Origin of the sequence: Peteryoungia aggregata LMG 23059, from assembly GCF_030814435.1 — a bacterium.
In the GTDB taxonomy this organism is placed as follows: domain Bacteria; phylum Pseudomonadota; class Alphaproteobacteria; order Rhizobiales; family Rhizobiaceae; genus Allorhizobium; species Allorhizobium aggregatum.
Genome location: NZ_JAUSUW010000007.1, coordinates 43,216 through 67,000 on the forward strand (window position 1 = coordinate 43,216; position 23,785 = coordinate 67,000).

Annotated in this window: 22 protein-coding genes and 3 tRNA genes; 1 reads left to right on the plus strand and 24 read right to left on the minus strand. The window is 60.9% G+C overall.

What is annotated here, in order from left to right; genetic code table 11:
* Window positions 1–304: 304 nt before the first annotated feature.
* The 22 genes from J2045_RS13235 to J2045_RS13340 all read right to left on the minus strand — a co-directional run bounded on the left by J2045_RS13235 (window position 305) and on the right by J2045_RS13340 (window position 20,160).
* Window positions 305–577 (minus strand): DUF1467 family protein, encoded by a 273-nt coding sequence (locus J2045_RS13235; RefSeq protein WP_307373445.1) that lies wholly within the window; start codon window positions 575–577, stop codon window positions 305–307.
* A 157-nt stretch (window positions 578–734) separates the two neighbouring features.
* Window positions 735–1,139, minus strand: a complete 405-nt coding sequence (gene mce / locus J2045_RS13240) for a methylmalonyl-CoA epimerase (RefSeq protein WP_307373448.1) — start codon at window positions 1,137–1,139, stop codon at window positions 735–737.
* A gap of 55 nt (window positions 1,140–1,194) precedes the next feature.
* Window positions 1,195–2,862, minus strand: a complete 1,668-nt coding sequence (locus tag J2045_RS13245; protein ID WP_307373450.1) for a ribonuclease J — start codon at window positions 2,860–2,862, stop codon at window positions 1,195–1,197.
* Between the two features lie 18 nt (window positions 2,863–2,880).
* The gene (locus J2045_RS13250) at window positions 2,881–3,648 is read right to left on the minus strand and encodes a biotin--[acetyl-CoA-carboxylase] ligase (protein ID WP_307373454.1); all 768 of its coding nucleotides are present in this window, start codon (window positions 3,646–3,648) and stop codon (window positions 2,881–2,883) included.
* Window positions 3,645–5,090 carry an NADH-quinone oxidoreductase subunit NuoN gene (gene nuoN, locus J2045_RS13255; protein WP_307373456.1) on the minus strand — a complete coding sequence of 482 codons (1,446 nt, stop codon included), beginning with the start codon at window positions 5,088–5,090 and terminating at the stop codon, window positions 3,645–3,647. The genes J2045_RS13250 and nuoN overlap by 4 nt, the downstream gene beginning before the upstream one ends.
* An 18-nt stretch (window positions 5,091–5,108) precedes the next feature.
* Window positions 5,109–6,620, minus strand: a complete 1,512-nt coding sequence (locus J2045_RS13260) for an NADH-quinone oxidoreductase subunit M (RefSeq protein WP_307373458.1) — start codon at window positions 6,618–6,620, stop codon at window positions 5,109–5,111.
* On the minus strand, window positions 6,620–8,614 hold the full coding sequence (nuoL, locus tag J2045_RS13265; protein WP_307373459.1) for an NADH-quinone oxidoreductase subunit L: 1,995 nt from the start codon (window positions 8,612–8,614) through the stop codon (window positions 6,620–6,622). Before nuoL ends, J2045_RS13260 begins: the two co-directional genes overlap by 1 nt.
* Before the next feature lie 7 nt (window positions 8,615–8,621).
* A complete protein-coding gene (gene nuoK, locus J2045_RS13270) occupies window positions 8,622–8,930 on the minus strand; it encodes an NADH-quinone oxidoreductase subunit NuoK (protein WP_307373461.1) in 309 nt (102 codons plus the stop codon).
* 28 nt (window positions 8,931–8,958) lie between these two features.
* Window positions 8,959–9,573 (minus strand): NADH-quinone oxidoreductase subunit J, encoded by a 615-nt coding sequence (locus tag J2045_RS13275; RefSeq protein WP_307373464.1) that lies wholly within the window; start codon window positions 9,571–9,573, stop codon window positions 8,959–8,961.
* Window positions 9,574–9,722: 149 nt separating this feature from the next.
* The gene (gene nuoI, locus J2045_RS13280) at window positions 9,723–10,214 is read right to left on the minus strand and encodes an NADH-quinone oxidoreductase subunit NuoI (RefSeq protein WP_307373468.1); all 492 of its coding nucleotides are present in this window, start codon (window positions 10,212–10,214) and stop codon (window positions 9,723–9,725) included.
* A 39-nt stretch (window positions 10,215–10,253) separates the two neighbouring features.
* Window positions 10,254–11,297 (minus strand): NADH-quinone oxidoreductase subunit NuoH, encoded by a 1,044-nt coding sequence (gene nuoH / locus J2045_RS13285; protein ID WP_102019675.1) that lies wholly within the window; start codon window positions 11,295–11,297, stop codon window positions 10,254–10,256.
* A gap of 12 nt (window positions 11,298–11,309) precedes the next feature.
* A complete protein-coding gene (gene nuoG, locus J2045_RS13290) occupies window positions 11,310–13,391 on the minus strand; it encodes an NADH-quinone oxidoreductase subunit NuoG (RefSeq protein WP_307373471.1) in 2,082 nt (693 codons plus the stop codon).
* A 137-nt stretch (window positions 13,392–13,528) separates the two neighbouring features.
* Complete coding sequence (locus J2045_RS13295; protein WP_307373473.1) at window positions 13,529–14,281, minus strand: helix-hairpin-helix domain-containing protein; 753 nt, start codon at window positions 14,279–14,281, stop codon at window positions 13,529–13,531.
* Window positions 14,282–14,293: 12 nt separating this feature from the next.
* The gene (gene nuoF / locus J2045_RS13300; RefSeq protein ID WP_307373475.1) at window positions 14,294–15,598 is read right to left on the minus strand and encodes an NADH-quinone oxidoreductase subunit NuoF; all 1,305 of its coding nucleotides are present in this window, start codon (window positions 15,596–15,598) and stop codon (window positions 14,294–14,296) included.
* 11 nt (window positions 15,599–15,609) lie between these two features.
* Window positions 15,610–16,650, minus strand: a complete 1,041-nt coding sequence (nuoE, locus tag J2045_RS13305; RefSeq protein ID WP_307373477.1) for an NADH-quinone oxidoreductase subunit NuoE — start codon at window positions 16,648–16,650, stop codon at window positions 15,610–15,612.
* Between the two features lie 18 nt (window positions 16,651–16,668).
* The gene (locus tag J2045_RS13310; RefSeq protein WP_307373479.1) at window positions 16,669–16,911 is read right to left on the minus strand and encodes a hypothetical protein; all 243 of its coding nucleotides are present in this window, start codon (window positions 16,909–16,911) and stop codon (window positions 16,669–16,671) included.
* Window positions 16,911–18,101, minus strand: coding sequence for an NADH-quinone oxidoreductase subunit D (locus J2045_RS13315; RefSeq protein ID WP_166602118.1), 1,191 nt, complete (start codon window positions 18,099–18,101; stop codon window positions 16,911–16,913). Before J2045_RS13315 ends, J2045_RS13310 begins: the two co-directional genes overlap by 1 nt.
* A gap of 17 nt (window positions 18,102–18,118) precedes the next feature.
* Window positions 18,119–18,721, minus strand: a complete 603-nt coding sequence (locus J2045_RS13320; RefSeq protein WP_166602117.1) for an NADH-quinone oxidoreductase subunit C — start codon at window positions 18,719–18,721, stop codon at window positions 18,119–18,121.
* Between the two features lie 18 nt (window positions 18,722–18,739).
* Window positions 18,740–19,321, minus strand: coding sequence for a NuoB/complex I 20 kDa subunit family protein (locus J2045_RS13325; protein ID WP_166602116.1), 582 nt, complete (start codon window positions 19,319–19,321; stop codon window positions 18,740–18,742).
* Complete coding sequence (locus J2045_RS13330; protein ID WP_069043838.1) at window positions 19,312–19,677, minus strand: NADH-quinone oxidoreductase subunit A; 366 nt, start codon at window positions 19,675–19,677, stop codon at window positions 19,312–19,314. Before J2045_RS13330 ends, J2045_RS13325 begins: the two co-directional genes overlap by 10 nt.
* A gap of 265 nt (window positions 19,678–19,942) precedes the next feature.
* Window positions 19,943–20,019, minus strand: a tRNA-Asp gene (locus J2045_RS13335).
* A 64-nt stretch (window positions 20,020–20,083) separates the two neighbouring features.
* Window positions 20,084–20,160, minus strand: a tRNA-Asp gene (locus J2045_RS13340).
* Window positions 20,161–20,498: 338 nt separating this feature from the next.
* Between J2045_RS13340 and J2045_RS13345 the strand changes: the two genes are divergently transcribed.
* A tRNA-Val gene (locus J2045_RS13345) sits at window positions 20,499–20,574 on the plus strand.
* Window positions 20,575–20,748: 174 nt separating this feature from the next.
* Here the strand turns inward: J2045_RS13345 and J2045_RS13350 are convergent.
* Window positions 20,749–22,656 (minus strand): CASTOR/POLLUX-related putative ion channel, encoded by a 1,908-nt coding sequence (locus tag J2045_RS13350; RefSeq protein WP_307373483.1) that lies wholly within the window; start codon window positions 22,654–22,656, stop codon window positions 20,749–20,751.
* A gap of 212 nt (window positions 22,657–22,868) precedes the next feature.
* Complete coding sequence (locus J2045_RS13355) at window positions 22,869–23,771, minus strand: dihydrodipicolinate synthase family protein (protein ID WP_307373486.1); 903 nt, start codon at window positions 23,769–23,771, stop codon at window positions 22,869–22,871.
* Window positions 23,772–23,785: the final 14 nt, after the last annotated feature.

A 23,785-nucleotide genomic window follows, 5' to 3' on the forward strand; every position in this document is an offset into this window, starting at 1 on the left:
GTCATTGCGTGACCCTCATGCGACAAACTCGTGACGCTAATTTTTTTTGGATGAGTGTAACAATTCTGCAAGATTCAGGGGTGACAAGGGTCATTGTTTGGGCTAGGTTCAGCCCATAAAAGAGGCAGGGAGTTCAAATCTTTGCCACACTCGCGGTCAAGTCTTGGGAGGATCAGATCTAGGCGCGCTTGTCGCAGCCCCTTAATTGGTGAAGGATCACGCGAAGCTTCGAACAAGGTCTTTTGACCTTGTTTTTTTTTGCCTTGTAGCCAGCCGGATCAATCCGGAGCGGTGGATGGCCCCCTCACCGCTCAATACCAGGCATGATGACCGGAAGATCCTTGAAGCCGATACCGAAATAGTTCCCAGCGACATACCAGGCACCATAGATCAGCGCCGAGACAAGCGTGGTGAGCAGGAAGATGCGCGCGGCACGGAAACGGGTCGGCGCGCTCGCCACGGTTCCGGGAACCACATTCTGATCCTCGTCCTGGGTACGAAGGCCGATCGGCAGAACCGCGAAAAGCGTCAGCCACCAGATCACGAAATAGACTGCCAGTCCCGACAGGATCGCCATGATTACTTGCTCCAGACCTTGGCCGCCATGCATTGCAGCGGCCGTGCGACGAGTCACCGTATAATGTCCCGAACCGCCTCGCACAAAGGCAAAAGCGTCGCAGGCGACATGCCCCTGTGATCAACAAGAGTTCATTGACGGGTGATCGACGCGCGGCTCAAACCTGTTCGAGCTCAATCAGGGTGCCGAAGAAGTCTTTGGGATGGAGAAACAGGACCGGCTTGCCATGGGCACCGATCTTCGGTTCACCGGTGCCGAGCACACGGGCACCGGTGGCAGACAACTGGTCGCGGGCGGCCAGGATGTCGGCCACCTCGTAGCAGATGTGATGCATGCCGCCGGATGGGTTCTTTTCCAGAAACGCCGCAATCGGGGAGGTTTCGCCAAGCGGCTCCAGCAGCTCGACCTTGGTGTTTTCCAATTCGACGAAAACGACCGTCACACCATGCTCCGGCAAGGCCTGCGCCTGCGAAACTTTGGCGCCGAGCGTATCACGATAGCTTGCCGTCGCGACGTTCAGGTCCGGGACAGCGATTGCGATGTGGTTGACGCGGCCGAGCATGGTTTCCTCCTGGCATTGCGGGCAAAGATTAGGTCATCCCTGCCCGCCTCGTCCCTCAGACTTTGGTCAGGAAGACTGTGACGATCGGCTTCTTGCCCCAGACCTCGTTGGCCGTGGAGCGAACCGCACGGCGAATGGCTTCGCGAACAGTGTCCAGATCCTTGCGGCGGCTCCGCGGAATGCTTTCGACGGCGCCGAGGACGGCATCGTAAAGCGTGTCCTCCATCAACTCGCCCTCGTGATCCACTTCTGGAAGGCCGTAGGGTACGACGTCGGGATCACCGAGGAAGTCGAAGCGGCTATCGAGAAGAACGCTGACGGCAACGTGGCCGACATAGGAGAGCTTCTTGCGATCGGCGATACCCATTTCCTCAAGATCGCCAACGAGCTTGCCATCCTTATAGACGCGGCCAAAGGGCGCCTGGTCGATGACTTCCGCGGGCCCCGGCGCAATGCGCAGCATGTCGCCGTTGCGGACATGGGGAACGGTCGGGATGCCGGCCTGCAGTGCGAGATCCTTCTGGGCGACCAGATGGGCGGCTTCCCCATGGACGGGAACCAGCATCTGCGGGCGCACCCACTCGTACATCTTCAGGAGTTCGTTGCGGCGCGGGTGACCCGACACGTGAACAAGGGCTTCACTGTCCGTGATGATGTGAACGCCCTGCTCGATCAGGCCATTCTTGATCTCGAGGATCGCCTTCTCGTTGCCGGGAATGGCGCGCGAGGAGAAGACCACGGTGTCGCCTGAAGTCAGCGCCACGTTGCGCATCTCGTCACGCGAAAGCTTGGCCAGCGCCGCACGCGGCTCGCCCTGGCTACCGGTCAGGATGACGACGATCTTGTCGCGCGGGATGAAACCGTATTCGTCCTCGGCGATGAAGGGGCGAATGCCCTCCATGATGCCGATATCCTGGGCGACATTCGTGACGCGCTTCAGCGAGCTGCCGAGCAGCAGGACTTCACGGCCTGCGGCTTCTGCTGCGAGCGCGATCGAGCGGATACGACCGACATTCGAGGAGAAGGTGGTGATGGCGACGCGGCCTTCGGCTGCCTCGATGATCTTCTGCAAGCCGGCGGAGACCTCTTCCTCGGAGGGAGAGACACCATCACGCATGGCATTGGTGGAATCGCACAGCAGTGCGAGCACGCCCTCGTCGCCGACCGCGCGGAAGCGGCCTTCGTCGGTCAGCGGTCCAAGCGAGGGGTTATGGTCGATCTTCCAGTCGCCCGTGTGCACGACATTGCCGAGCGGCGTACGGATGACGAGGGACATCGGCTCGGGGATCGAGTGGTTGACGCCGATCGCCTCGATCTCGAAGGGACCGACATTGATGCGGTCGCCCTGCTTGAAGGGCGTGATCGGGATCTCGGCGCGCGAGCCTTCATAGTCGCGCTTGGCTTCCAGCATGCCGGCGGTAAAACCCGAGGCGTAGACGGGGACGTTCAGGCCTGGCCAGAGATCGTTCAGGGCGCCATAGTGGTCTTCATGGGCATGGGTGATGATGATGCCCTTGAGGTTCTTCTTCTGCTTCTTGATGAAGCGGATATCGGGCAGGACGAGATCGACGCCCGGCAGGTCCGGACCGGCGAAAGTAACGCCGCAGTCGACCATGATCCATTGGCGATTGGACGGCGGGCCATAGCCGTACAATGCGAGGTTCATGCCGATTTCACCCACGCCGCCCAGCGGCAGGAAAACCAGTTCGTCGTTCTTGGCCATTCTTACTTCCGATCCAGTCTACCCGAAAAACACATCTCCGGCGGCAACCGACATCATTCCGTCGGGGCCCCGGTCGAGCAACAAAATTCCCTTATCATCGATTCCGGAAAAGATACCGGAAATCGAGCGATCCGGCAGGTTCACCGTGATTTTCTCGCCGATCCCGCAGGCGACGCGCCGCCAGCGCCGGACGATCTCGGCAATGCCCCTGCCCTCGTCCCAGACGGACAGAACCTCGGCCATCTCCGCGAAGAGGTGGGCGAAAAGCTCCTGAGGGGAAATCGAGGCGCCCTGATCGGCGAGCGAGGTCACCGGGTAAAGCGCCAGATCCGGGCGGGCCTTGATATTGATTCCGATGCCGATGGCCAACGCCATGCGACCATCGGCCAGACGCTCCGCCTCGATCAGGATGCCAGAGGTTTTCTTGCGTCCGATCAGGACATCATTCGGCCATTTGATCTCCACCGGTTCTCCGCCGGCAGGAATGACCGTCTGAATGGCGGCGTGTACCGCGACTGCCACGGCCAGCGGCAGAGAGGCCAGAGTCTCGGTCGGTGCGGGATCAATCAGAAGCAGGGTCGAATAAAGATTGCCTCGCTCCGAGACCCATTGGCGACCGCGTCGGCCGCGACCACCGGTCTGGCGTTCTGCCGTTACCCATAAAAAACCGGAATCGCCCGCGCGAGCGCGGGCGAAGGCTTCCGTGTTGGTAGACGAAACATCGTCCAGGGCCTCGTGCCGGAAATCATCAAGCGAAATCCGGCGCGGTCTTCCGAAGCTGGTCAATTAAACAACGTCTTTGCAGCTGCTTCTGCGGCCGTGCCGAGCGGTCCGCCGAAGAGGACGTAACCGACAACGAAGAGACCGGAGAGACCGAAGACGAGGCGCAGCTCAATCGAGGTGCGGGCGAACTCGCCCTTGGCTTCGTCGAACCACATCACCTTGATGATGCGCAGGTAGTAGTAGGCGCCGATGACCGAGGCGAGGACACCGATGATGGCGAGCGCATAGAGCTTGGCTTCGATCGCGGCGACGAAGACGAAGTACTTGGCGAAGAAACCTGCCAGCGGCGGGATGCCGGCGAGCGAGAACATCAGGGCGGTCAGCACGAACGCCATGAAGGGGCGCGTGGTCGAGAGGCCGGCGAGATCGTCGATGTTCTCGACATTGCCGCCTTCCTTCTGGCGCATCGCCATGATGCAGGCGAAGGTGCCGAGCGTCATCACCAGATAGATCATCATGTAGAGCAGGACGCCGGCGACGCCGGTGTCATTGCCGGCGGCGAGGCCGACCAGCGCATAGCCCATGTGACCGATGGAGGAATAGGCCATCAGTCGCTTGATGTTCTTCTGACCGATCGCGGCGACCGAACCGAGCACCATGGAGGCGATCGAGATGAAGACGACGATCTGCTGCCATTCCGCGAAGATCGGCAGGAAGGCGTCGATGACGATGCGGACGAAGATGGCCATGGCGCCGATCTTCGGGGCCGCGGCCAGGAAGGCGGTGACCGGGGTCGGCGCGCCTTCGTAGACGTCAGGCGTCCACATGTGGAACGGGACGGCCGAAATCTTGAATGCCAGACCGGCCAGCACGAAGACCAGACCGAAGATCAGGCCGAGCGACGGTTCGCCCTGCGACAGAACGGCAGCAATCTCGTCGAAGCCGGTGTTGCCGGTGAAGCCGTAGACCAGCGACATGCCGTAGAGCAGCATGCCCGAGGACAGCGCACCAAGCACGAAGTACTTGAGACCAGCTTCCGTTGAACGCAGGCTGTCACGGTTGATCGCCGCGACCACATAGAGCGCCAGCGACATCAGTTCGAGGCCGAGATAAAGGGCAATCAGGTCGTTGGCCGAGATCAGCAGCATGACGCCGAGGGTCGCGAGTACCAGCAGGACCGGGAATTCGAACTTGTCGAGATGGTCATAGCGGGCGTGACCGACCGCCATGATCATCGCCGTGACCGAACCGATCAGGGCGAGGACCTTCATGAAGGTGGCGTAGCCGTCGGCGAGGTAGGCGCCGTTGAAGGCCTCTCCTTCCGCGCCGGAGAAGACGAGCCAGGCACCCGAGAAGATCAGCAAAGCGATCGCCAGGCCCGTGACGACACTGTTCGACTTCTCGCCCGAAAACACGCCGATCATGAGCAGCACCATGGCGCCGACCGCCAGGATCAGTTCCGGCGTGACCAGGTGCAGGCTAGCAATGAGAGTTTCAACGGTCATGTCCAAAGGATCCTGTCGTCAGTTCGCAATCAGCGCCAGGGACTGGGCTGCTTGCAAGGCTGCGGAGTAGTTGTTCACCAGATTGTCGACGGAGGCCGCGGTCGCATCAAGGATGGGAGCCGGGTAGACGCCGAAGAAGATGGTGAGGGCGACCAGCGGGTAGAGGACCAGCTTTTCGCGGGTGTTGAGGTCGAGCATGGTCTTCAGGCTCTCCTTCTCAAGCGCACCGAACACGACCCGGCGATAAAGCCAGAGCGCGTAAGCCGCCGAAAGGATGACGCCGGTTGCGGCAAAGAGCGCAACCCAAGTGTTGACGCGGAAGACGCCGATCAGGGTGAGGAATTCACCGACGAAACCGGAGGTGCCGGGCAGACCGACATTGGCCATGGTGAAGACCATGAAGGCGAGCGCATATTTCGGCATGTTATTGACCAGGCCACCATAGGCCGCGATCTCGCGGGTATGGAGGCGATCATAGATCACGCCGACGCAGAGGAAGAGCGCGCCGGAGACGAAGCCGTGGCTGATCATCTGGAAGATCGCACCCTGCACGCCCTGCTGATTGGCGGCGAAGATACCCATGGTCACGTAACCCATATGGGCGACAGACGAATAAGCGATCAGCTTCTTCATGTCTTCCTGCATCATCGCGACCAGCGAGGTGTAGATGATGGCAATGACCGACAGCGTGAAGACGAAGGGCGCGAAGAAGTCCGACGCCAGCGGGAACATCGGCAGCGAGAAGCGCAGGAAGCCGTAGCCGCCAAGCTTCAGGAGGATACCCGCCAGGATGACGGAACCGGCCGTCGGTGCCTGAACGTGGGCGTCCGGCAGCCAGGTGTGGACGGGCCACATCGGCATCTTCACCGCGAACGAGGCGAAGAAGGCAAGCCACAACCAGGTCTGCATCTGCGGCGGGAAGTCGTGCTGCAGAAGCGCTGCAATATCGGTCGTGCCGGCATCCCAGTACATTGCCATGATGGCAAGCAGCATCAGCACGGAGCCAAGCAGCGTATAGAGGAAGAACTTGTAGGATGCGTAGACGCGATCCTTGCCACCCCAGACACCGATGATGATGAACATCGGGATCAGGCCGGCTTCGAAGAAGACGTAGAAGAGCACGATGTCGAGCGACACGAAGACGCCGATCATCAGGGTCTCGAGCACCAGGAAGGCGATCATGTATTCCTTCAGGCGCTTCTCGACCGAGGTCCAGCTCGCGAGAATGCAGAAGGGCATGAGCAGCGTCGTCAGGATGACGAACAGCATCGAGATGCCGTCGACGCCAACATGGTAGGAAATACCCGTGCCGAGCCAGGCATGCTTCTCCACCATCTGGAAGCCGGTGTTCGAATTGTCGAAGTTGATCCAGATGAAGAGCGACACGACGAAGGTGAAGACCGTCGTCAGCAGCGAGACGTTCAGGATGTTGCGGCGGCCGAGAGAGGTGTCACCACGGGTCAGCAGAAGCAGAGCCACGCCGACCAGAGGCAGGAAGGTGACCGTCGAGAGAATGGGCCAATCGGTCATCAGAGGGAGCTCCCGAGCATCATCCAGGTAACGAGGGCCGCAATGCCGATCAGCATCGCGAAGGCATAGTGATAGAGGTAGCCAGACTGCAGGCGGACGACCCTCTGGGTCAGGCCGCCGACGGCCGAGGCAATGCCGTTCGGGCCATAGGCGTCGATGGTGGCAACGTCACCCTTCTTCCAGAGGAAGCGGCCGAGCGCCTTGGAGGACCGAACGAAGAGGAAGTCGTAGAGCTCGTCGAAGTACCACTTGTTGAGCAGGAACTGGTAGAGCATCCACTGCTGTTCAGCGAGCTTCTTCGGCGCCGACGGGTTCTTGATATACATGTACCAGGCGGTGACGAAGCCGAGCGTCATGGCAATGAACGGGCTCCACTTCACCCACTTCGGAACATCGTGGAATTCTTCCAGAACCGCATTGGTCGGCAGCGTAAACAAGGCTCCCTTCCAGAACTCGGCATAGTGATGGCCGAAGAAGTAGTCGTGGAAGATGAAACCGGCAAACAGAGCGCCGAAGCCGAGCAGGTAGAATGGGATCAGCATCACCTGCGGGCTTTCATGCACATGGTGCATGACGTCGGCAGAGGCACGCGGCTTGCCGAAGAAGGTCAGGAAGGCGAGGCGCCACGAATAGAAGCTCGTAAACAGCGCCGCAATCACCAGCAGGGTGAAGGCAAAACCGCCGACGGCCGAATGCGAGGCAAAGGCCGACTCGATGATGTAGTCCTTCGAGAAGAAGCCGGCCGTACCGATCAACGTGCCCGGAATGCCGACACCCGTCAGGGCGATCGTGCCGATCGTCATCGCCCAGAACGTGACGGGGATGTGCTTGCGCAGACCACCCATGTAGCGCATGTCCTGCTCACCATCGACCGCGTGGATGACGGAACCGGCACCCAAGAACAGCAGCGCCTTGAAGAAGGCGTGCGTGAAGAGGTGGAAGACGGCAGCACCATAGGCGCCGACGCCGAGCGCCACAAACATGTAACCGAGCTGCGAGCAGGTCGAATAGGCGATAACGCGCTTGATGTCGTTCTGCACCAGACCGACGGTCGCGGCGAAGAAGGCGGTGATCGCACCGACGATGGTGACGACGGTCAGGGCATCCGGCGACAGTTCGAAGACCGGCGACATGCGAGCGACGAGGAAGACGCCAGCGGTGACCATGGTTGCGGCGTGAATGAGCGCCGAAACCGGGGTCGGGCCTTCCATGGCGTCCGGCAGCCAGGTGTGCAGCAGGAACTGCGCCGACTTACCCATCGCGCCCATGAAGAGCAGAAGGCAGGCGCCGGTAAGCGCATGGCTGCGGTCGAGCTGCATGCCGAAGAGGTTCAGAACAACTTCCGGAGCGGCTGCAGGATCGGTCGGCAAATAGGACTGTGCCGAGGCGAAGATCGTCTCGAGGTTGATCGAGCCGAACATCACGAAGAGTGCGGAGATGCCGAGGATGAAGCCGAAGTCACCGACGCGGTTGACGATGAAGGCCTTCATGGCGGCAGCCGAAGCCGACGGCTTCTTGTACCAGAAGCCGATCAGCAGATAGGACGCCAGGCCCACGCCTTCCCAGCCGAAGAACATCTGCAGCAGGTTGTCCGACGTGATGAGCATGAGCATCGCGAAGGTGAAGAGCGACAGATAGGCAAAGAAGCGCGGCCGATGCGGATCGTGGTGCATGTAGCCGATCGAGTAGAGGTGGACGAGGCACGACACCGAGTTGACGACCACGAACATAACAGCCGTGAGCGTGTCGACGCGGAAGGCCCATTCGACGTCGATGCCGCCGGACTGGATCCAGCGCAGGACCGGAACCTTGATGACCTCGTGGGCCTCATGGCTCATGGCGACGTTGAAGAAGACAATCCAGGACAGGACAGCCACGATGATCATCAGACCGGTGGTGATGAATTCCGATGCCTTGGCGCCGATCTGGCGACCGAACAGGCCGGCAATCAGGAAGCCGATCAGGGGGAGAAAGACGATAGCCTTGTAGATCATGACCCGATCAGCCCTTCATCATGTTGACGTCTTCGACGGCGATGGAGCCGCGATTACGGTAGAAGACCACCAGGATCGCGAGACCGATGGCCGCTTCAGCGGCGGCGACCGTCAGGATGAACAGTGCGAAGACCTGGCCGACGAGATCGCCGAGGAAGGTCGAGAAGGCCACCATGTTGATGTTGACCGCGAGCAGGATCAGTTCGACCGACATCAGGATGACGATGATGTTCTTGCGGTTCAGGAAGATGCCGAAGACCCCGAAGGTGAAGAGGATGGCACTGACCGTGAGGTAGTGGGAAAGACCGATTTCCATTTTTCTGTTCCTTGACCTCGTACTCGGCTCAGACGCCCTGGCCAGGCTTGACCTTGACCACCTTGACGGAAGTCTCGGGCGTGCGGGCGACCTGGGCGGAGATGTCCTGGCGCTTGATATTGGTGCGATGGCGCAGCGTCAGCACGATCGCGCCGATCATGGCGACGAACAAGACAAGGCCCGCGATCTGGAAGAAGAAGACGTAGTCCGTATAGAGCACGTCGCCGAGCGCCTGGGTGTTTTGACGTTCGGTAATCGCCGGGATCGGCTGGGTGATCGCGTTCATCGCTTCCGGGCTGATCGCGCTGCCGCCAATGACGACCACGAGTTCAACCGCGACGATGAGGCCGACCAGCGCGCCGATGGGCGCGTATTTCGCGGCCCCTGCCCGGAGTTCGGTGAAGTCGATGTCGAGCATCATCACGACGAAGAGGAAGAGAACCGCGACCGCGCCGACATAGACCACCAGCAGGATCATCGCCAGGAACTCAGCCCCGATGAGGAGCAGCAGGCCCGAGGCGTTGATGAAGGTCAGAATGAGGAACAGGACCGAATGGACCGGGTTCCGTGCCGATATCACCATGAAGGCCGAAGCCACCGCGACAAAGGCGAAGAGATAGAAAAAGAGAGCCTGAAGACCCATGTTGGTGCCTTTTCATCTTCCCCCGGACGAGGGCCCTGCCCCGCCGCCCGATAAGGCGTGACCGATATCCCCATCGGCACGCCCGTTACAATTTCATATGTGCCCGGCGAGGCCCCGCGCCCCGCCCCAGGCGATCGACCCCGAAGGGATCAGCGGTAGGGAGCATCCATCGCGATATTGCGCGCGATTTCACGTTCCCAGCGGTCGCCGTTGTCGAGCAGGCGTGCCTTGTCGAAGTAAAGTTCCTCGCGGGTCTCGGTGGCGAACTCGAAGTTCGGTCCCTCGACGATCGCGTCGACCGGGCAGGCTTCCTGGCAGAAACCGCAATAGATGCACTTCACCATGTCGATGTCGTAACGCACCGTTCGGCGGGTACCGTCGTTGCGGCGCGGCCCGGCCTCGATGGTGATGGCCTGGGCAGGACAGATCGCCTCGCAAAGCTTGCAGGCGATGCAGCGTTCTTCGCCGTTCGGATAGCGGCGCAGCGCATGCTCGCCCCGGAAGCGCGGCGAAACCGGCCCTTTTTCGAACGGGTAGTTGATCGTCGCCTTCTGCTTGAAGAAGTAGCGCATCGACAGGAAGAATGCGCCGACGAACTCCTTCAAGAAGATCGAATTGATAGCCTGGGTCAGAGCAGCCATCTTGTTCTCCTAATCAGCCAAGTGTCCGGGAGGGCGTCATTACGCCCAACCCATCAGCTTCAGCACGAATGCAGTGATGATGACCATGGCGAGCGAGATCGGAAGGAAGACCTTCCAGCCGAGACGCATCAGCTGGTCATAGCGGTAGCGCGGAACGAATGCCTTCACCATGGCGAACATGAAGAAGACCATGGTCGCCTTCAGCACGAACCAGATGATGCCCGGGACCCAGTTGAGGAACCAGACGTCGACCGGCGGCAACCAGCCTCCGAGGAAGAGGATCGTGGTCAGCGAGCACATCAGAACGATGGCCGCATATTCGCCGAGCATGAACATCATGTACGGGGTCGAGCCGTATTCGACCATGAAGCCGGCCACGAGTTCGGATTCGGCTTCCGGAAGGTCGAAGGGCGGACGGTTGGTTTCTGCCAATGCCGAGATGAAGAAGATCACGAACATCGGGAAGAGCGCCAGCCAGTGCCAGTCGAGGAAGGAGGCCGGGAGACCCATCATCGTGCCGAGGCCGTTGTTCTGGGCAACCACGATGTCGGTCAGGTTGAGCGAACCCACGCAGAGCAGAACGGTGACGATGACGAAGCCCATCGAGACTTCGTAGGACACCATCTGCGCTGCCGAGCGAAGCGCACCGAGGAACGGGTACTTCGAGTTCGACGCCCAGCCACCCATGATGATGCCGTAGACTTCGAGCGAGGAGACCGCGAAGACGAAGAGGATGCCGACATTGATGTTGGCGATCACCCATCCGGCGTTGACCGGAATGACGGCCCAGGTCGCGAGCGCCAAAGTCACAGCAACGAGCGGGGCCAGCAGGAAGACGCCCTTGTTGGCGCCTGCCGGAATGACCGGCTCCTTGAAGACGAACTTCAGAAGGTCGGCGAAAGACTGGAAGAGACCCCAGGGGCCGACAACGTTCGGGCCACGACGCAGCTGAACGGCTGCCCAGATCTTGCGGTCTGCGAGCAGGATATAGGCGATGAAGACCAGAAGGCAGACGAGCAGCAGAAGGGACTGCCCGATCATGATGGCCGCCGGCCACACATAGGTGGAAACGAAATTATCCATGGTCCCCTGCCCTTACTCTGCCGCGGCCTTGAAATTGTTGCGGGCCAATGCCGAGCACTCAGCCATGACGGCCGAAGCGCGTGCGATCGGGTTCGTCAAATAGAAGTCTTTGACCGGCGACGCAAACAGAGACTTGCCCATCTTCCCGGGTTTTTTCGCCAGTGCAGCAATATCGGTCGAAGAGCCGGCTGCGATCTCGTCGATCTCGGCGAAATGCGGGTAGGCTTCATAGAGCTGGCCACGCAGCTGCGACAGCGAATCGAAGGGCAGCTTCTTACCGAGCACATCGGAAAGTGCACGCAGGATCGCCCAGTCTTCGCGGGCCTCGCCCGGCGCGAAGCCGGCACGGTTGCCCATCTGGACGCGGCCTTCAGTGTTGACCCAGGTGCCCGACTTCTCCGTGTAGGTCGCGCCCGGCAGGATGACGTCGGCGTAATGCGCGCCGTTGTCGCCGTGGCTGCCGATATAGACGACGCACTTGGCTGTCTTGGCCGAGAAATCGAGTTCGTCAGCGCCGAGCAGGAAGACTACGTCGAGGGAGGACAGCATCTGACCGGCAGCAACTGCCCCCTCGCCCGGCACGAAGCCGAGGTCGAGAGCGCCGACTCGCGAGGCTGCGGTGTGCAGCACGCAGAAGCCATTCCACTCATCGGTCACGGCACCCACATCGGCTGCCAGCTTGGCGGCGTTCGCGAGAACGGCCTTGCCATCAGGACCTGACAGGGCGCCCTGGCCGATGATTATCATCGGGTTCTTGGCGGCCTTCAGCGCTTCGGCGAAGTTGTTCTTGCCGGAGACGAGTTCGGCCAGCGTTTCGGTGCCAGCACCGAGGTAGTCATAAGGATAGCGAAGGTCGCCGCCTTCACCGATCAGAGCGATCGGCAGGCCGCCACGGCGCCAACGCTTGCGGATGCGGGCGTTGAGAACGGCGGCTTCGTAGCGCGGGCTCGCACCAACGATGAGGATCGCATCGGCGGCTTCGATGCCTTCGATGCCGGCATTGAAGACGTAGGTCGAGCGGCCGAGCGACGGATCGAGTGCCGTCCCATCCTGGCGACAGTCGGTATTCGACGAACCAAGAGCGTTGACGAGCGACTTCAGCGCGAAGATTTCCTCAACGGAAGCGAGGTCACCGGCGACAGCACCGATCTTGTCAGCCGAGGTCGAAGCGACAGCCGACTTGATGGCAGCAAAGGCTTCAGCCCAGCTTGCAGGCTGCAGACGGCCATCCTTCTTTACATAGGGGCGGTCGAGACGCTGGGTCTTTAGGCCATCCCAGATGAAGCGGGTCTTGTCGGAGATCCACTCTTCGTTGATCTGCTCGTTGACGCGCGGCATCACGCGCATGACTTCGCGACCACGCGTATCGACGCGGATCGCTGAACCCAGCGCGTCCATGACGTCGACCGATTCGGTCTTGTTCAGTTCCCACGGACGGGCCGTGAAGGCGAAAGGCTTGGAGGTCAGCGCGCCAACCGGGCAGAGGTCGACGACATTGCCCTGCAGCTCAGACGTCATTGCCTGCTCGAGATAGGTCGTGATCTCGGCGTCTTCGCCACGGCCGATCAGGCCGAGTTCGGCAATACCGGCGACTTCGGTGGTGAAGCGGACGCAGCGCGTGCAGTGAATGCAGCGGTTCATCACGGTCTTGACCAGCGGTCCGATATACTTGTCTTCGACGGCGCGCTTGTTCTCGGTGTAGCGCGAGCTGTCGATACCAAAGGCCATGGCCTGGTCCTGCAGGTCGCATTCGCCACCCTGGTCGCAGATCGGGCAATCCAGCGGGTGGTTGATCAGCAGGAATTCCATCACGCCTTCGCGGGCCTTCTTGACCATCGGCGTGTTGGTGAAAACTTCCGGAAGTTCGCCGTTCGGGCCGCCGCGCACGTCACGCACGCCCATGGCGCAGGAGGCTGCCGGCTTCGGCGGGCCACCCTTCACTTCGACAAGGCACATCCGGCAATTGCCGGCAACCGACAGTCTTTCATGGAAACAAAAGCGCGGAACCTCGGCGCCGGCTTCCTCGCACGCCTGCAACAGCGTGAAATGATCCGGAACCTCGATCTCTTTACCGTCGACCTTCAGCTTTGCCATATTTGCCTTCCTGCCTCACGCTTCCGCGCATCTTGCCGTGGCATTCCTGCCGCGACTGACGACCCTCGTCCCTTCCGGATGAAAAGCCGCCCGTTTTATCCCTCAAGCCCAGCGCATCGCCCCCGCGCCGCCGGACCCTAATCTGATTTGCCTGACCGAGCCTTGCCGCCCGCCAATCGGCGCGCCTGGCCTGCCCAGTCGTCTCGCAGCACGCGGCCGTCGAGACCCAATTCCTTGTCCAGCGCAGTTAGCGCCGCCTCGTCCATCGCCACCAGATCCTGATAGCGGGTGATGCCCCTGCCCTTCAGGACCTGCTCGACCTTCGGGCCGATACCGTCGATCTTCTTCAGATCGTCGGCCTTGCCGGAGGCCTTTTTCGGCTTCGGTGCCGGAGCGGCGACCTCGACCTTCGGTTCAGGCTTCGCCTTGACCTTCGGCGCGGCCGCAGGTTTCGCGACCGCCTTTGCCTTTGGTGCCGGCTTCGGCTTTTCAACCTTGGCCGCGACCGGCTTTGCCGGCGCTTCAGCCTTGGCCTTCACCTTCGACGCAACCGGCTTTTCCGCCTTCACCTTCGCCTGAGGGGGCGCTGGTTCTGGCGTTTCGGCCTGCGCCTCGACCTTGGTCTCGGGCTCGGCCACCGTATCAGCCTCCGCCGCCTTGCGTTCTTCTTCCAGCTGCCGCGCGAGCTGGCCTGTCACTTCCATGGCACCCTGGAGGGAGCCGAGAAAGAACTTGCTCATCTGCGCCGCCATGCCGAAGCCGAAGGCGGTTGCGGCGGCCATCGCGGCCGCCGGATTGGTCATCAGGTCGTCGAGACCTTCGGGAGCGCGAGTTTCCGACGCCGGTTCGTCCGGCCCCTTCTTCCCGCCCTTGTCCGAAGAGCTCGTCATCCCTTTTGTCCCTTACTCTGCCGCTTCCATGACCACCCCGTGGGCGATCGCGTTGCGGGTGTACTGGTCGATGCGCTTTTCGATTTCCGGGCGGAAGTTGCGGATCAGGCCCTGGATCGGCCAGGCAGCCGCGTCACCCAGCGCACAGATCGTGTGGCCCTCAACCTGCTTCGAAACCTGCAGCAGCATGTCGATTTCACGCTTCTGGGCATTGCCCTTCACCATGCGCTCAACCACGCGCATCATCCAGCCGGTGCCTTCGCGGCACGGCGTGCACTGGCCGCAGCTCTCATGCTTGAAGAAGGCCGCGATGCGCCAGATTGCCTTGATGATGTCGGTCGACTTGTCCATGACGATCATGCCGCCGGTGCCGAACGAGGACTTCACTTCGCGCATGCCGTCGAAGTCCATGATCGCATCGGCCATGTCTTCACCCTTGACGACCGGGCAGGATGCGCCGCCCGGAATGACCGCGAGCAGGTTGTCCCAGCCGCCGCGGATGCCGCCGCAATGGGTTTCGATGATCTCGCGGAAGGTCAGGCCCATGGTTTCTTCAAAGGTGCAGGGCTTGTTGACGTGGCCGGAGACCATAAACAGCTTGGTGCCGACATTGTTCGGACGGCCAAACGACGAGAACCAGGCGCCGCCACGACGCAGGATGGTAGGGGCAACGGCGATCGACTCGACGTTGTTGACCGTGGTCGGGCAGCCGTAGAGGCCCATATTGGCCGGGAACGGCGGCTTCAGGCGCGGCTGGCCCTTCTTGCCTTCGAGGCTTTCGAGCAGGGCCGTTTCTTCGCCGCAGATGTAAGCGCCGGCGCCGTGATGGACATAAACGTCGAAATCCCAGCCGCACTTGTTGTTTCTGCCGAGAATTCCGGCGTCATAGCACTCGTCGATGGCAGCCTGGAGCGCCTCACGCTCGCGCATGTATTCGCCGCGCACATAGATATAGGCCGTGTTGGCGCCCATGGCGAAACCGGCGATGACGCAGCCTTCGATCAGCGTATGCGGATCGTGGCGCATTATCTCGCGGTCCTTGCAGGTGCCGGGTTCGGACTCATCCGCATTGACAACGAGGTAATGCGGACGACCGTCGCTCTCCTTCGGCATGAAGGACCACTTGAGACCGGTCGGGAAGCCTGCACCACCGCGACCACGAAGGCCTGACGCCTTCATCTCGTTGATGATCCAGTCTCTACCCTTTTCGATGATCTGCTTGGTACCATCCCAGTGGCCGCGCGACATTGCCCCTTTGAGGGACTTGTCCTTGAGGCCATAGATATTGGTAAAGATGCGATCCTGATCCTTCAACATATCCTAACCCCTTAACGCGGCTTCTTGCCGAAGACCTTGATGTATTCCGCTTCGCCGCCCTTGGCGAGCGCCTTGGCCTGCTTGACCCAGTCGTCCCGCTCGATGCGGCCGGAGAACTTGAGATAGGTGTCGACCCACTCGCGCTCTGCCTTCTTCCACTTGGCGATCTGATCGAAGGTATAGATGCCGAGGCCGTTCAATGTCGCCTCGATCTTCGGGCCGACGCCAGAAATCATCTTCAGATCGTCAGGGGTCGCCGGGCGTTCGATACCGGCGGGCCGGTTCTTCTCATCAAGCGCAGCAGCCGGTGCAGTGGCCGGCGTCTTCGCCGACTTGTCGGTTTCCGGCGTATCGGTCACGGGCTTCGCCGCTTTGGCCGGCGGGACAGACGCTTCAGGCGCCGGAGCCGGTGCTGGTGTATCCGAGAAACGGATAGGCTGGATGGCATCGGTCAGCGTGACCGGACCGCCAACGGGGGCGGAGAAGACGCGGTCAACCTGCGGACCCGGCTTGATGTCGGAGCCCTTGCCTGCGGCAAAACGGTCGATGATGTGCTCGAGCTGGGTCGGCGTCAGATCTTCATAGGCATCCTTGAAGATCATCACCATCGGTGCGTTGACGCAGGCGCCCTGACACTCGACCTCTTCCCAGGACAGCGTGCCGTCGGCATTCTGATGCAGCGGTTCCGGATGGATCTTCGACTTGCAGACATGGATCAGATCTTCTGCGCCGCGCAGCATGCAGGGCGTGGTGCCGCAGACCTGAATATGGGCGCGCGTACCGATCGGCTTCAGCTGGAACTGGGTATAGAAGGTCGCGACTTCCAGGACGCGGATGAACGGCATGTCGAGCATTTCGCCGACATACTCGATCGCAGCCTTGGTGACCCAGCCTTCCTGTTCCTGCGCCCGCATCAAAAGCGGAATGACAGCCGATTGCTGGCGGCCCGCCGGATACTTGCGGATGGTGGCCTCAGCCCAGGTGGCATTTTCCGGATTGAAGGAAAAGCCTGCTGGCTGGAATTGCTCTTCGGCTAGTCGACGAACGGACATACTTCCTCACGCCTTGTCTCAGTTTATGGAACCACACCGCGTATTCGTCACATTGGCGAATTCGCAGGCATAGGCCGAATTGTCTTTCTGAAGGAATACGAAGAGCTTCGAACCGGTCCAGCTCGAGCTCTTGATCTCGTACCCATCCTGGATGAGCTTCGACATCGACACTGATTCCCTCGACGATAAGGCGCCGTTCTCCTGGGCCACCACCTGGGTGGCGCCGAGACAGATCAGCGTTGCGACGAGGGTTCTCAGCATCAGCGGTCAACTTCCCCGAACACGATGTCGAGCGAGCCGAGGATCGCCGAGATATCGGCCAGCTGGTGGCCCCGGCAAATATAATCCATGGCCTGAAGATGGGCATAACCCGGTGCGCGGATCTTGCAACGATAGGGCTTGTTCGTTCCATCGGAGACCAGGTAGACGCCGAATTCACCCTTTGGTGCCTCGACCGCCGCATACACTTCGCCAGCCGGCACGTGATAGCCTTCGGTGTAGAGCTTGAAGTGGTGAATGAGCCCTTCCATCGAGCGCTTCATTTCACCGCGCTTCGGCGGGACGACCTTGCCATCGAGTGACGAGACCGGGCCGGTCTTGGCGTCGCCCAGCAGGCGGTTGACGCACTGCTTCATGATCCTCACCGACTCGCGCATTTCGAACATGCGGATCAGGTAGCGGTCATAGCAGTCGCCGTTCTTGCCGACCATGACGTCGAAATCCAGATCGGCATAGCATTCATAGGGCTGCGACTTGCGCAGATCCCAGGGCGCGCCTGAGCCGCGGACCATGACGCCCGAGAAGCCCCAAGCCCAGCAATCCTCAAGGCTGACAACGCCGATATCGACGTTACGCTGCTTGAAGATGCGGTTGCCGGTCAGAAGATCGTCGATATCGTCGAGCTTTTCCGGGAACTGGTCGCACCACTTGCCGATGTCCTCGACCAGCTGATGCGGCAGATCCTGGTGAATGCCACCGGGACGGATATAGGCGGCGTGCATGCGTGCACCGCAGGCGCGCTCGTAGAACACCATCAGCTTCTCGCGCTCTTCAAAACCCCAGAGCGGCGGCGTCAGCGCACCGACGTCCATGGCCTGCGTCGTGACGTTGAGGAGATGCGAGAGGATACGGCCAATTTCAGAGTAGAGAACGCGGATCAGCTGACCACGGATCGGGATCTGGATGTCGAGGAGCTTCTCGACGGCCAGGGAATAGGCATGCTCCTGGTTCATCGGCGCGACATAGTCGAGACGATCGAAATAGGGCAGCGCCTGCAGATAGGTCTTGGTCTCGATCAGCTTCTCGGTGCCGCGATGCAGCAGGCCGATATGCGGATCGACGCGCTCGACGATTTCGCCGTCAAGCTCGAGCACCAGGCGAAGAACGCCGTGCGCTGCTGGATGCTGCGGGCCGAAGTTGATGTTGAAGTTGCGAACATTATGCTCGGTCATGGTCCCTGCCCTTCCGCTCACTTGGCCGCTTTTTCATCGCCAGGCAGCACGTAATCAGTGCCTTCCCAGGGCGAGAGGAAGTCGAAATTGCGGAATTCCTGCTTCAGTTCGACCGGTTCATAGACGACACGCTTGGCGTTGTCGTCGTAGCGAACCTCGACGAAGCCGGTCGTCGGGAAGTCCTTGCGCAGCGGATGTCCTTCAAAGCCGTAATCCGTGAGGATCCGGCGTAGATCCGGGTGATCGGTGAACAGGATGCCGTACATGTCCCAGGCTTCGCGCTCGAACCAGTCGGCGCCGGGGAAAACCGGGCAGGCCGACGGCACGGGCTTGAACTCGCCGGTCGCGACCTTGATGCGGATGCGCAGGTTCTGGCGCGGCGACAGGAGGTGATAGACCACGTCGAAGCGGTCTTCGCGCTTCGGGTAGTCGACACCACAGATGTCGATCAGGTTGACGAAGCCGCACTGGACATCATCGCGCAGGAAGGTCAGGAGCGGGAGCAGATTTTCCGACTTGGCGGTCAGCGTCAGCTCGCCGAAGCGAATTTCGCTCGACGCGATCAGCGCACCACGGACCTCGGAGAGGTAGGAAGCGAGCTCGTTCAGGGCTTCACTCATGTTTTCAGTCCCTTCGCCTTACCGCTCGATCGTGCCCGTGCGCCGGATCTTCTTCTGCAGGAGCAGCACGCCGTACAGCAGTGCTTCTGCCGTGGGGGGACAGCCCGGCACGTAGATATCGACCGGCACGACGCGGTCGCAGCCGCGCACGACGGAATAGGAATAGTGATAGTAGCCGCCGCCATTGGCGCAGGAACCCATCGAGATCACGTAACGCGGCTCCGGCATCTGGTCATAGACCTTGCGGAGCGCGGGCGCCATCTTGTTGGTCAGCGTGCCGGCGACGATCATCACGTCGGACTGGCGCGGGCTGGCGCGCGGCGCAAAGCCGAATCGCTCGACGTCGTAGCGCGGCATGGAGAGCTGCATCATCTCGACGGCGCAGCAGGCCAGACCAAAGGTCATCCACATCAGCGAGCCCGTGCGGGCCCAGTTGATCAACTCGTCGGTCGAGGTCACAAGGAAGCCCTTGTCGGCCAACTCGTTGTTGATCTCGCCAAAGAAACGATCATCGGCGCCAACAGGCTTGCCGGTGTTCGGGTCGATGATGCCCTTCGCCTGTGGCGCGATCATCGTCGTATCGGACTGGATCACTCCCATTCGAGCGCCCCCTTCTTCCATTCATAGATAAAGCCGACGGTGAGAACACCGAGGAAAACCATCATCGACCAGAAGCCAAACCAGCCGATCTCACCAAAGGAAACTGCCCAGGGGAACAGGAAGGCGACTTCGAGATCGAAGATGATGAAGAGGATCGACACCAGGTAGAATCGGATGTCGAACTTCATGCGCGCATCGTCGAACGCGTTGAAGCCGCACTCGTAGGCCGACAGCTTCTCCGAATCAGGCGCCTTGTAGGCAACGGCAAAGGGCGCCACCAGGAGCGCAATACCGATGATCAAGGATATGCCGATGAAGATGGCGATCGGAAGGTAAGAACTGAGCAGATCAGTCATCATATCACCCTGCTTGTCTCGCATGCCTGACGGCATTTAGGGCGGAGGCGACAAGCCGTAAAGAGAGTTGCAACGCGCCGTGGTTAGCGCAGGCAGCCACCCAGCGCAAGTCCAACCAAAGCCTTTTCACCGATACCGGATAGCACCTTACCAGCGGGTAAAATGCCTGTCTCGCGCAATCGCGCGTGCAGCGCAAAAAGACACAGCTATGATGGTGCGATCATCGTTCGCGAATATGGAGGATTTGACTTCGGAGAAAAAGAAGTGGCGCGAGTGACGGGGCTCGAACCCGCGACCTCCGGCGTGACAGGCCGGCACTCTAACCGACTGAGCTACACCCGCGCATTTCATGGGGTTGGTCCCATGTCTTCGCTGCCTTAAGCAGCATGCCCTGAAGGCTTTGGAATGGCGCGAGTGACGGGGCTCGAACCCGCGACCTCCGGCGTGACAGGCCGGCACTCTAACCAACTGAGCTACACCCGCGCATTTCCAAATCGGGGTTCAAGGCGATCCCCGTCGAGCGGCTTGCCGTTCGATGAGCGGCTCTCTACGGGGTTCATCTGGAGGTGTCAAGCAGCTTTCAAGACAAAACCGTGACCGCCCGATTTTTTGCCCAGCCCCCTCCCCCGGGCTTGCCGAGAGCCTGTTGTTCGCGACAACGCGCCGCAGGCGGAAAACAGGGATTCTCTTGGCTTATCCACATGACGCTCATGGCCGGATGACAAAAAAACAAAAAAATCTGCACAAACGCTCTTGCAGATTTTCTGCGATCCGCATAGATCACGGCCACCGACGCGGCGGACATGATCCGGCAAGCGTAGGGGCGATTAGCTCAGTTGGTAGAGCGCCTCGTTTACACCGAGGATGTCGGGAGTTCGAGTCTCTCATCGCCCACCATTTTCTTCCTTCAGATTGCCTGCTTGTTGTCTGCGTGAGATTGCGTGTGCATTGGTTTACGCCGCCTGCTAATCTGTATTTCTCGCCAAAACGCAAAACGGACGACACCCTTGGGTCCCGTCCGTTCACTAAGGTCTATGTGGGGCGAATGATTCGTCGACCCCTTTCTCGCCCTCAGTCCTGCGCCAGGACGATCACCATGTCTTTCTCGGTATAAGCGAGCAGTTCCGAACGGTTCGGGTTCACGACGACACCGCCGAGATTGCGCTCGTCGGCATCCCCTGCCCGCTGACGGCGGTGGCCGATGGCGATTTCGCCGCGACGGAGGGCCGAGAGCGCGACGGTGAAGAAATTCACAGGCTGCGAGATATCCACATAGTCGCTCATGGGGCGCATGTAGATCTCAGAGCCTTCGACATCCAGCAACTCGTCGAAGATCGCCGCCATGAACTCGTTCTCGGAGGCCTGGGCCAGCATCAAGCTGACCAGCTTGTTGCTCACGACGAAATCGTCGGCGCGGGTGACTTCCGCAAGCTCGCGGTTGCGGACATCCGTCATCTCGCTCACCACATTGATGTGGAGGCCTGCGGTCTCGGCAATCTTGCGCAGGTGGAGCAGCGTGATCAGCGTGCGCGTGTCGGCCGATTGCATCGACATGTCATCGCTATAACCCAGCACCAGCACATGGTCGTAGGAGGGGATGTCGAGCGCCTCGAGGGCGGCCCGGCTGCTGGTATCGATCACCACATGGGAGACGCTCATATTGTCGTTCGGCAAGGTCAGCGCGGCGATATCGGCCTCGAATTTCGGGGTGCTGGCGGCCACTGTGAGCACGGATCCCGGGGCCACGTAGCGGCCGAGTTCGGTCGCGATGATCGGACCGCGGCGGTTCCAGCCGAGGACCAGCGTGCGTTCGGCGGTGGGGGCCTGAGGATTCGACTGGAGGATTGCGCCCTGGGCAATCTGCGGGGCACCGTTCCAAGTCTGAATGGATGCGTCGTCCTCGGCAATGATCACCAGCCGCTCACCGGGAGCGATCGTGCGATTCGGAGACGGGTTGAGATGGATCTTGCCCTCTGCATCGCAGATGCCGATCAGGGTGCTGGTCTCGTACGACATGACCGCCGCACCGAATGGCTTGCCCTCCAGTGCCGGCTGGGGAAGCGTGTAGATCTCGCAGCCGTCGAAATCGAGCAGTTCGGTATAGACTGCGGACAGGCCCGACTGGCGGCTGGTATGCACGACGATCCGGGAAATGAGATCGTCGGCCAGCACCAGCTGCAACTCGTTGCCGCCAACGATTCGCGCGACCTCCGTATTCTGCGCATCACGGATCTCGCCCGCGATCATGTAAGGCTCAGGGCGGCGGTTGGGGTCGTTCACCAGAGCGAGAACCGACTTGATGACCTGGGAATCAGGATCCTCGCTCTCGGGCGACAGGACGATGATCGAGCGGGAGGTGTGCGGGTTGACGATCGACAGATCGAAGAGATCGGTCGGGTCGCCGCTGCGGCAGATGATCTTGGTGTTCTTCAGATCGCCCACCTTGTCGGCGATCTCCTCCTCCATCTCCACCTTGTCCTTGTTAGCCATGATGACAATGCGCGGACGGTGGCGGCTCTGGTTGGCGATGACGAGCTCGGAAATGACGTCGAAAATCGAGGCCGACCAATTGAGGATGATCGTGTGGTCACTTTCGAGAACACGCGAGCGGCCCTTGCGCAATTCGTCGAGCTTGTTTTCGAGGCCTGAGCTGATGACACCGATCAAGGCTGAGAAGACGAAGATACCGGCCAGCGTCACGACAAGCGCGACGAGTCGGAAGCCCCAACCCTGGTCGCCGCCCATGGTGCCTGCATCGAAGGTTCGCATCAGCGATTCCCAGGTGCCTTCGATAAAGCTCACCGGTTCGCCGCCTTCGGGCGCAATACCGGTGAGCGCGAGGAAGGCGCCAGCCAGGCTGATCACCACCAGCGAGATCAGCGCCAGCCAGCCAATCAGCGCGATCGCACCACCGGCCATGCTCTTGTCGAACTCATAGCGCAACCGCGCGCGCCAACCTGCACTCGTCTTCTTCGTCATATCTCGACCCCCTGATGGAACGTAGAAAGCCGGGATCGCAGGCGGGCCGTTAACATTCCGTGAGAATAGCGAGCGGGGTGGCCGATGGACCCTGAAAAAGTCACAGGCGCGTGAGTTTCTGGTGATCGAGAGGATGTCGGCGGATGCGGCACCATGCAAAAGACCCGCAGACTTATATCTGCGGGTCCCCAGATTTCGCAGCCTGTCAGGTCTTACTTGCCGCCGATCGGGCGGGTCGCGGCGGCCTTTTCGACCATCGCAGTGACTTCCGCACGACGGGCGCCCTGAAGCGGCATGCGCGGCATGCGGACGCGCTCGGAGCCGCGGCCCATGATCTGTTCGGCGAGCTTGATCGACTGAACGAGGTCGTGTTCGGCATCGAGATGCAGAAGCGGCATGAACCAGCGGTAGATGCGGCGGGCTTCCATCCAGTCGCCACGGTCGGCGGCGGCGACGAGCGCCACCGATTCGGCCGGGAAAGCGCTGGTGAGACCAGAGACCCAGCCCTTGGCGCCGAGCATCAGGCCTTCAAGCGCCACGTCGTCGAGGCCGGCGAAGATGTCGTAGCGATCACCGAAGGCGTTGATCAGGTCGGTGAAGCGGCGTGGATCGGGCGCGCTTTCCTTGACGGCCTTGATGTTCTTTACGCCATCGAGCGCTTCCAGCACTTCGGCACCGATGTTGACGCGGTAGGCCGGCGGGTTGTTGTAGAGCATGATCGGCAGGCCGGTCGCGTCGGCCACCGTCTTGAAATGGGCAACCAGTTCATGCGGCTTGGGCACATAGACCATGGCCGGCAGAAGCATCAGGCCGTCGGCGCCGATCTTTTCCGCATCGCGAGCATAGGCGGATGCGCGGCGGGTGTCGAATTCCGACACGCCCGTCACGATCGGCACGCGGCCATTCACCACCTCGACGGCAGCCTTCAGGATCGTGCGCTTTTCCTCCGGATCGAGCGAGTTGTTCTCGCCGCAGGTGCCCATGACGATCAGGCCATTGACGCCGTCGTTGACGAGGGCGTCGAGCACACGCTGCGTGGCGTCGATGTCGACCGAGAGATCTTCATGGAATTGAGTCGTTGCGGCGGGGAATACGCCGTGCCAGCCAGTGGTCATGGGAAGCTCCTGTT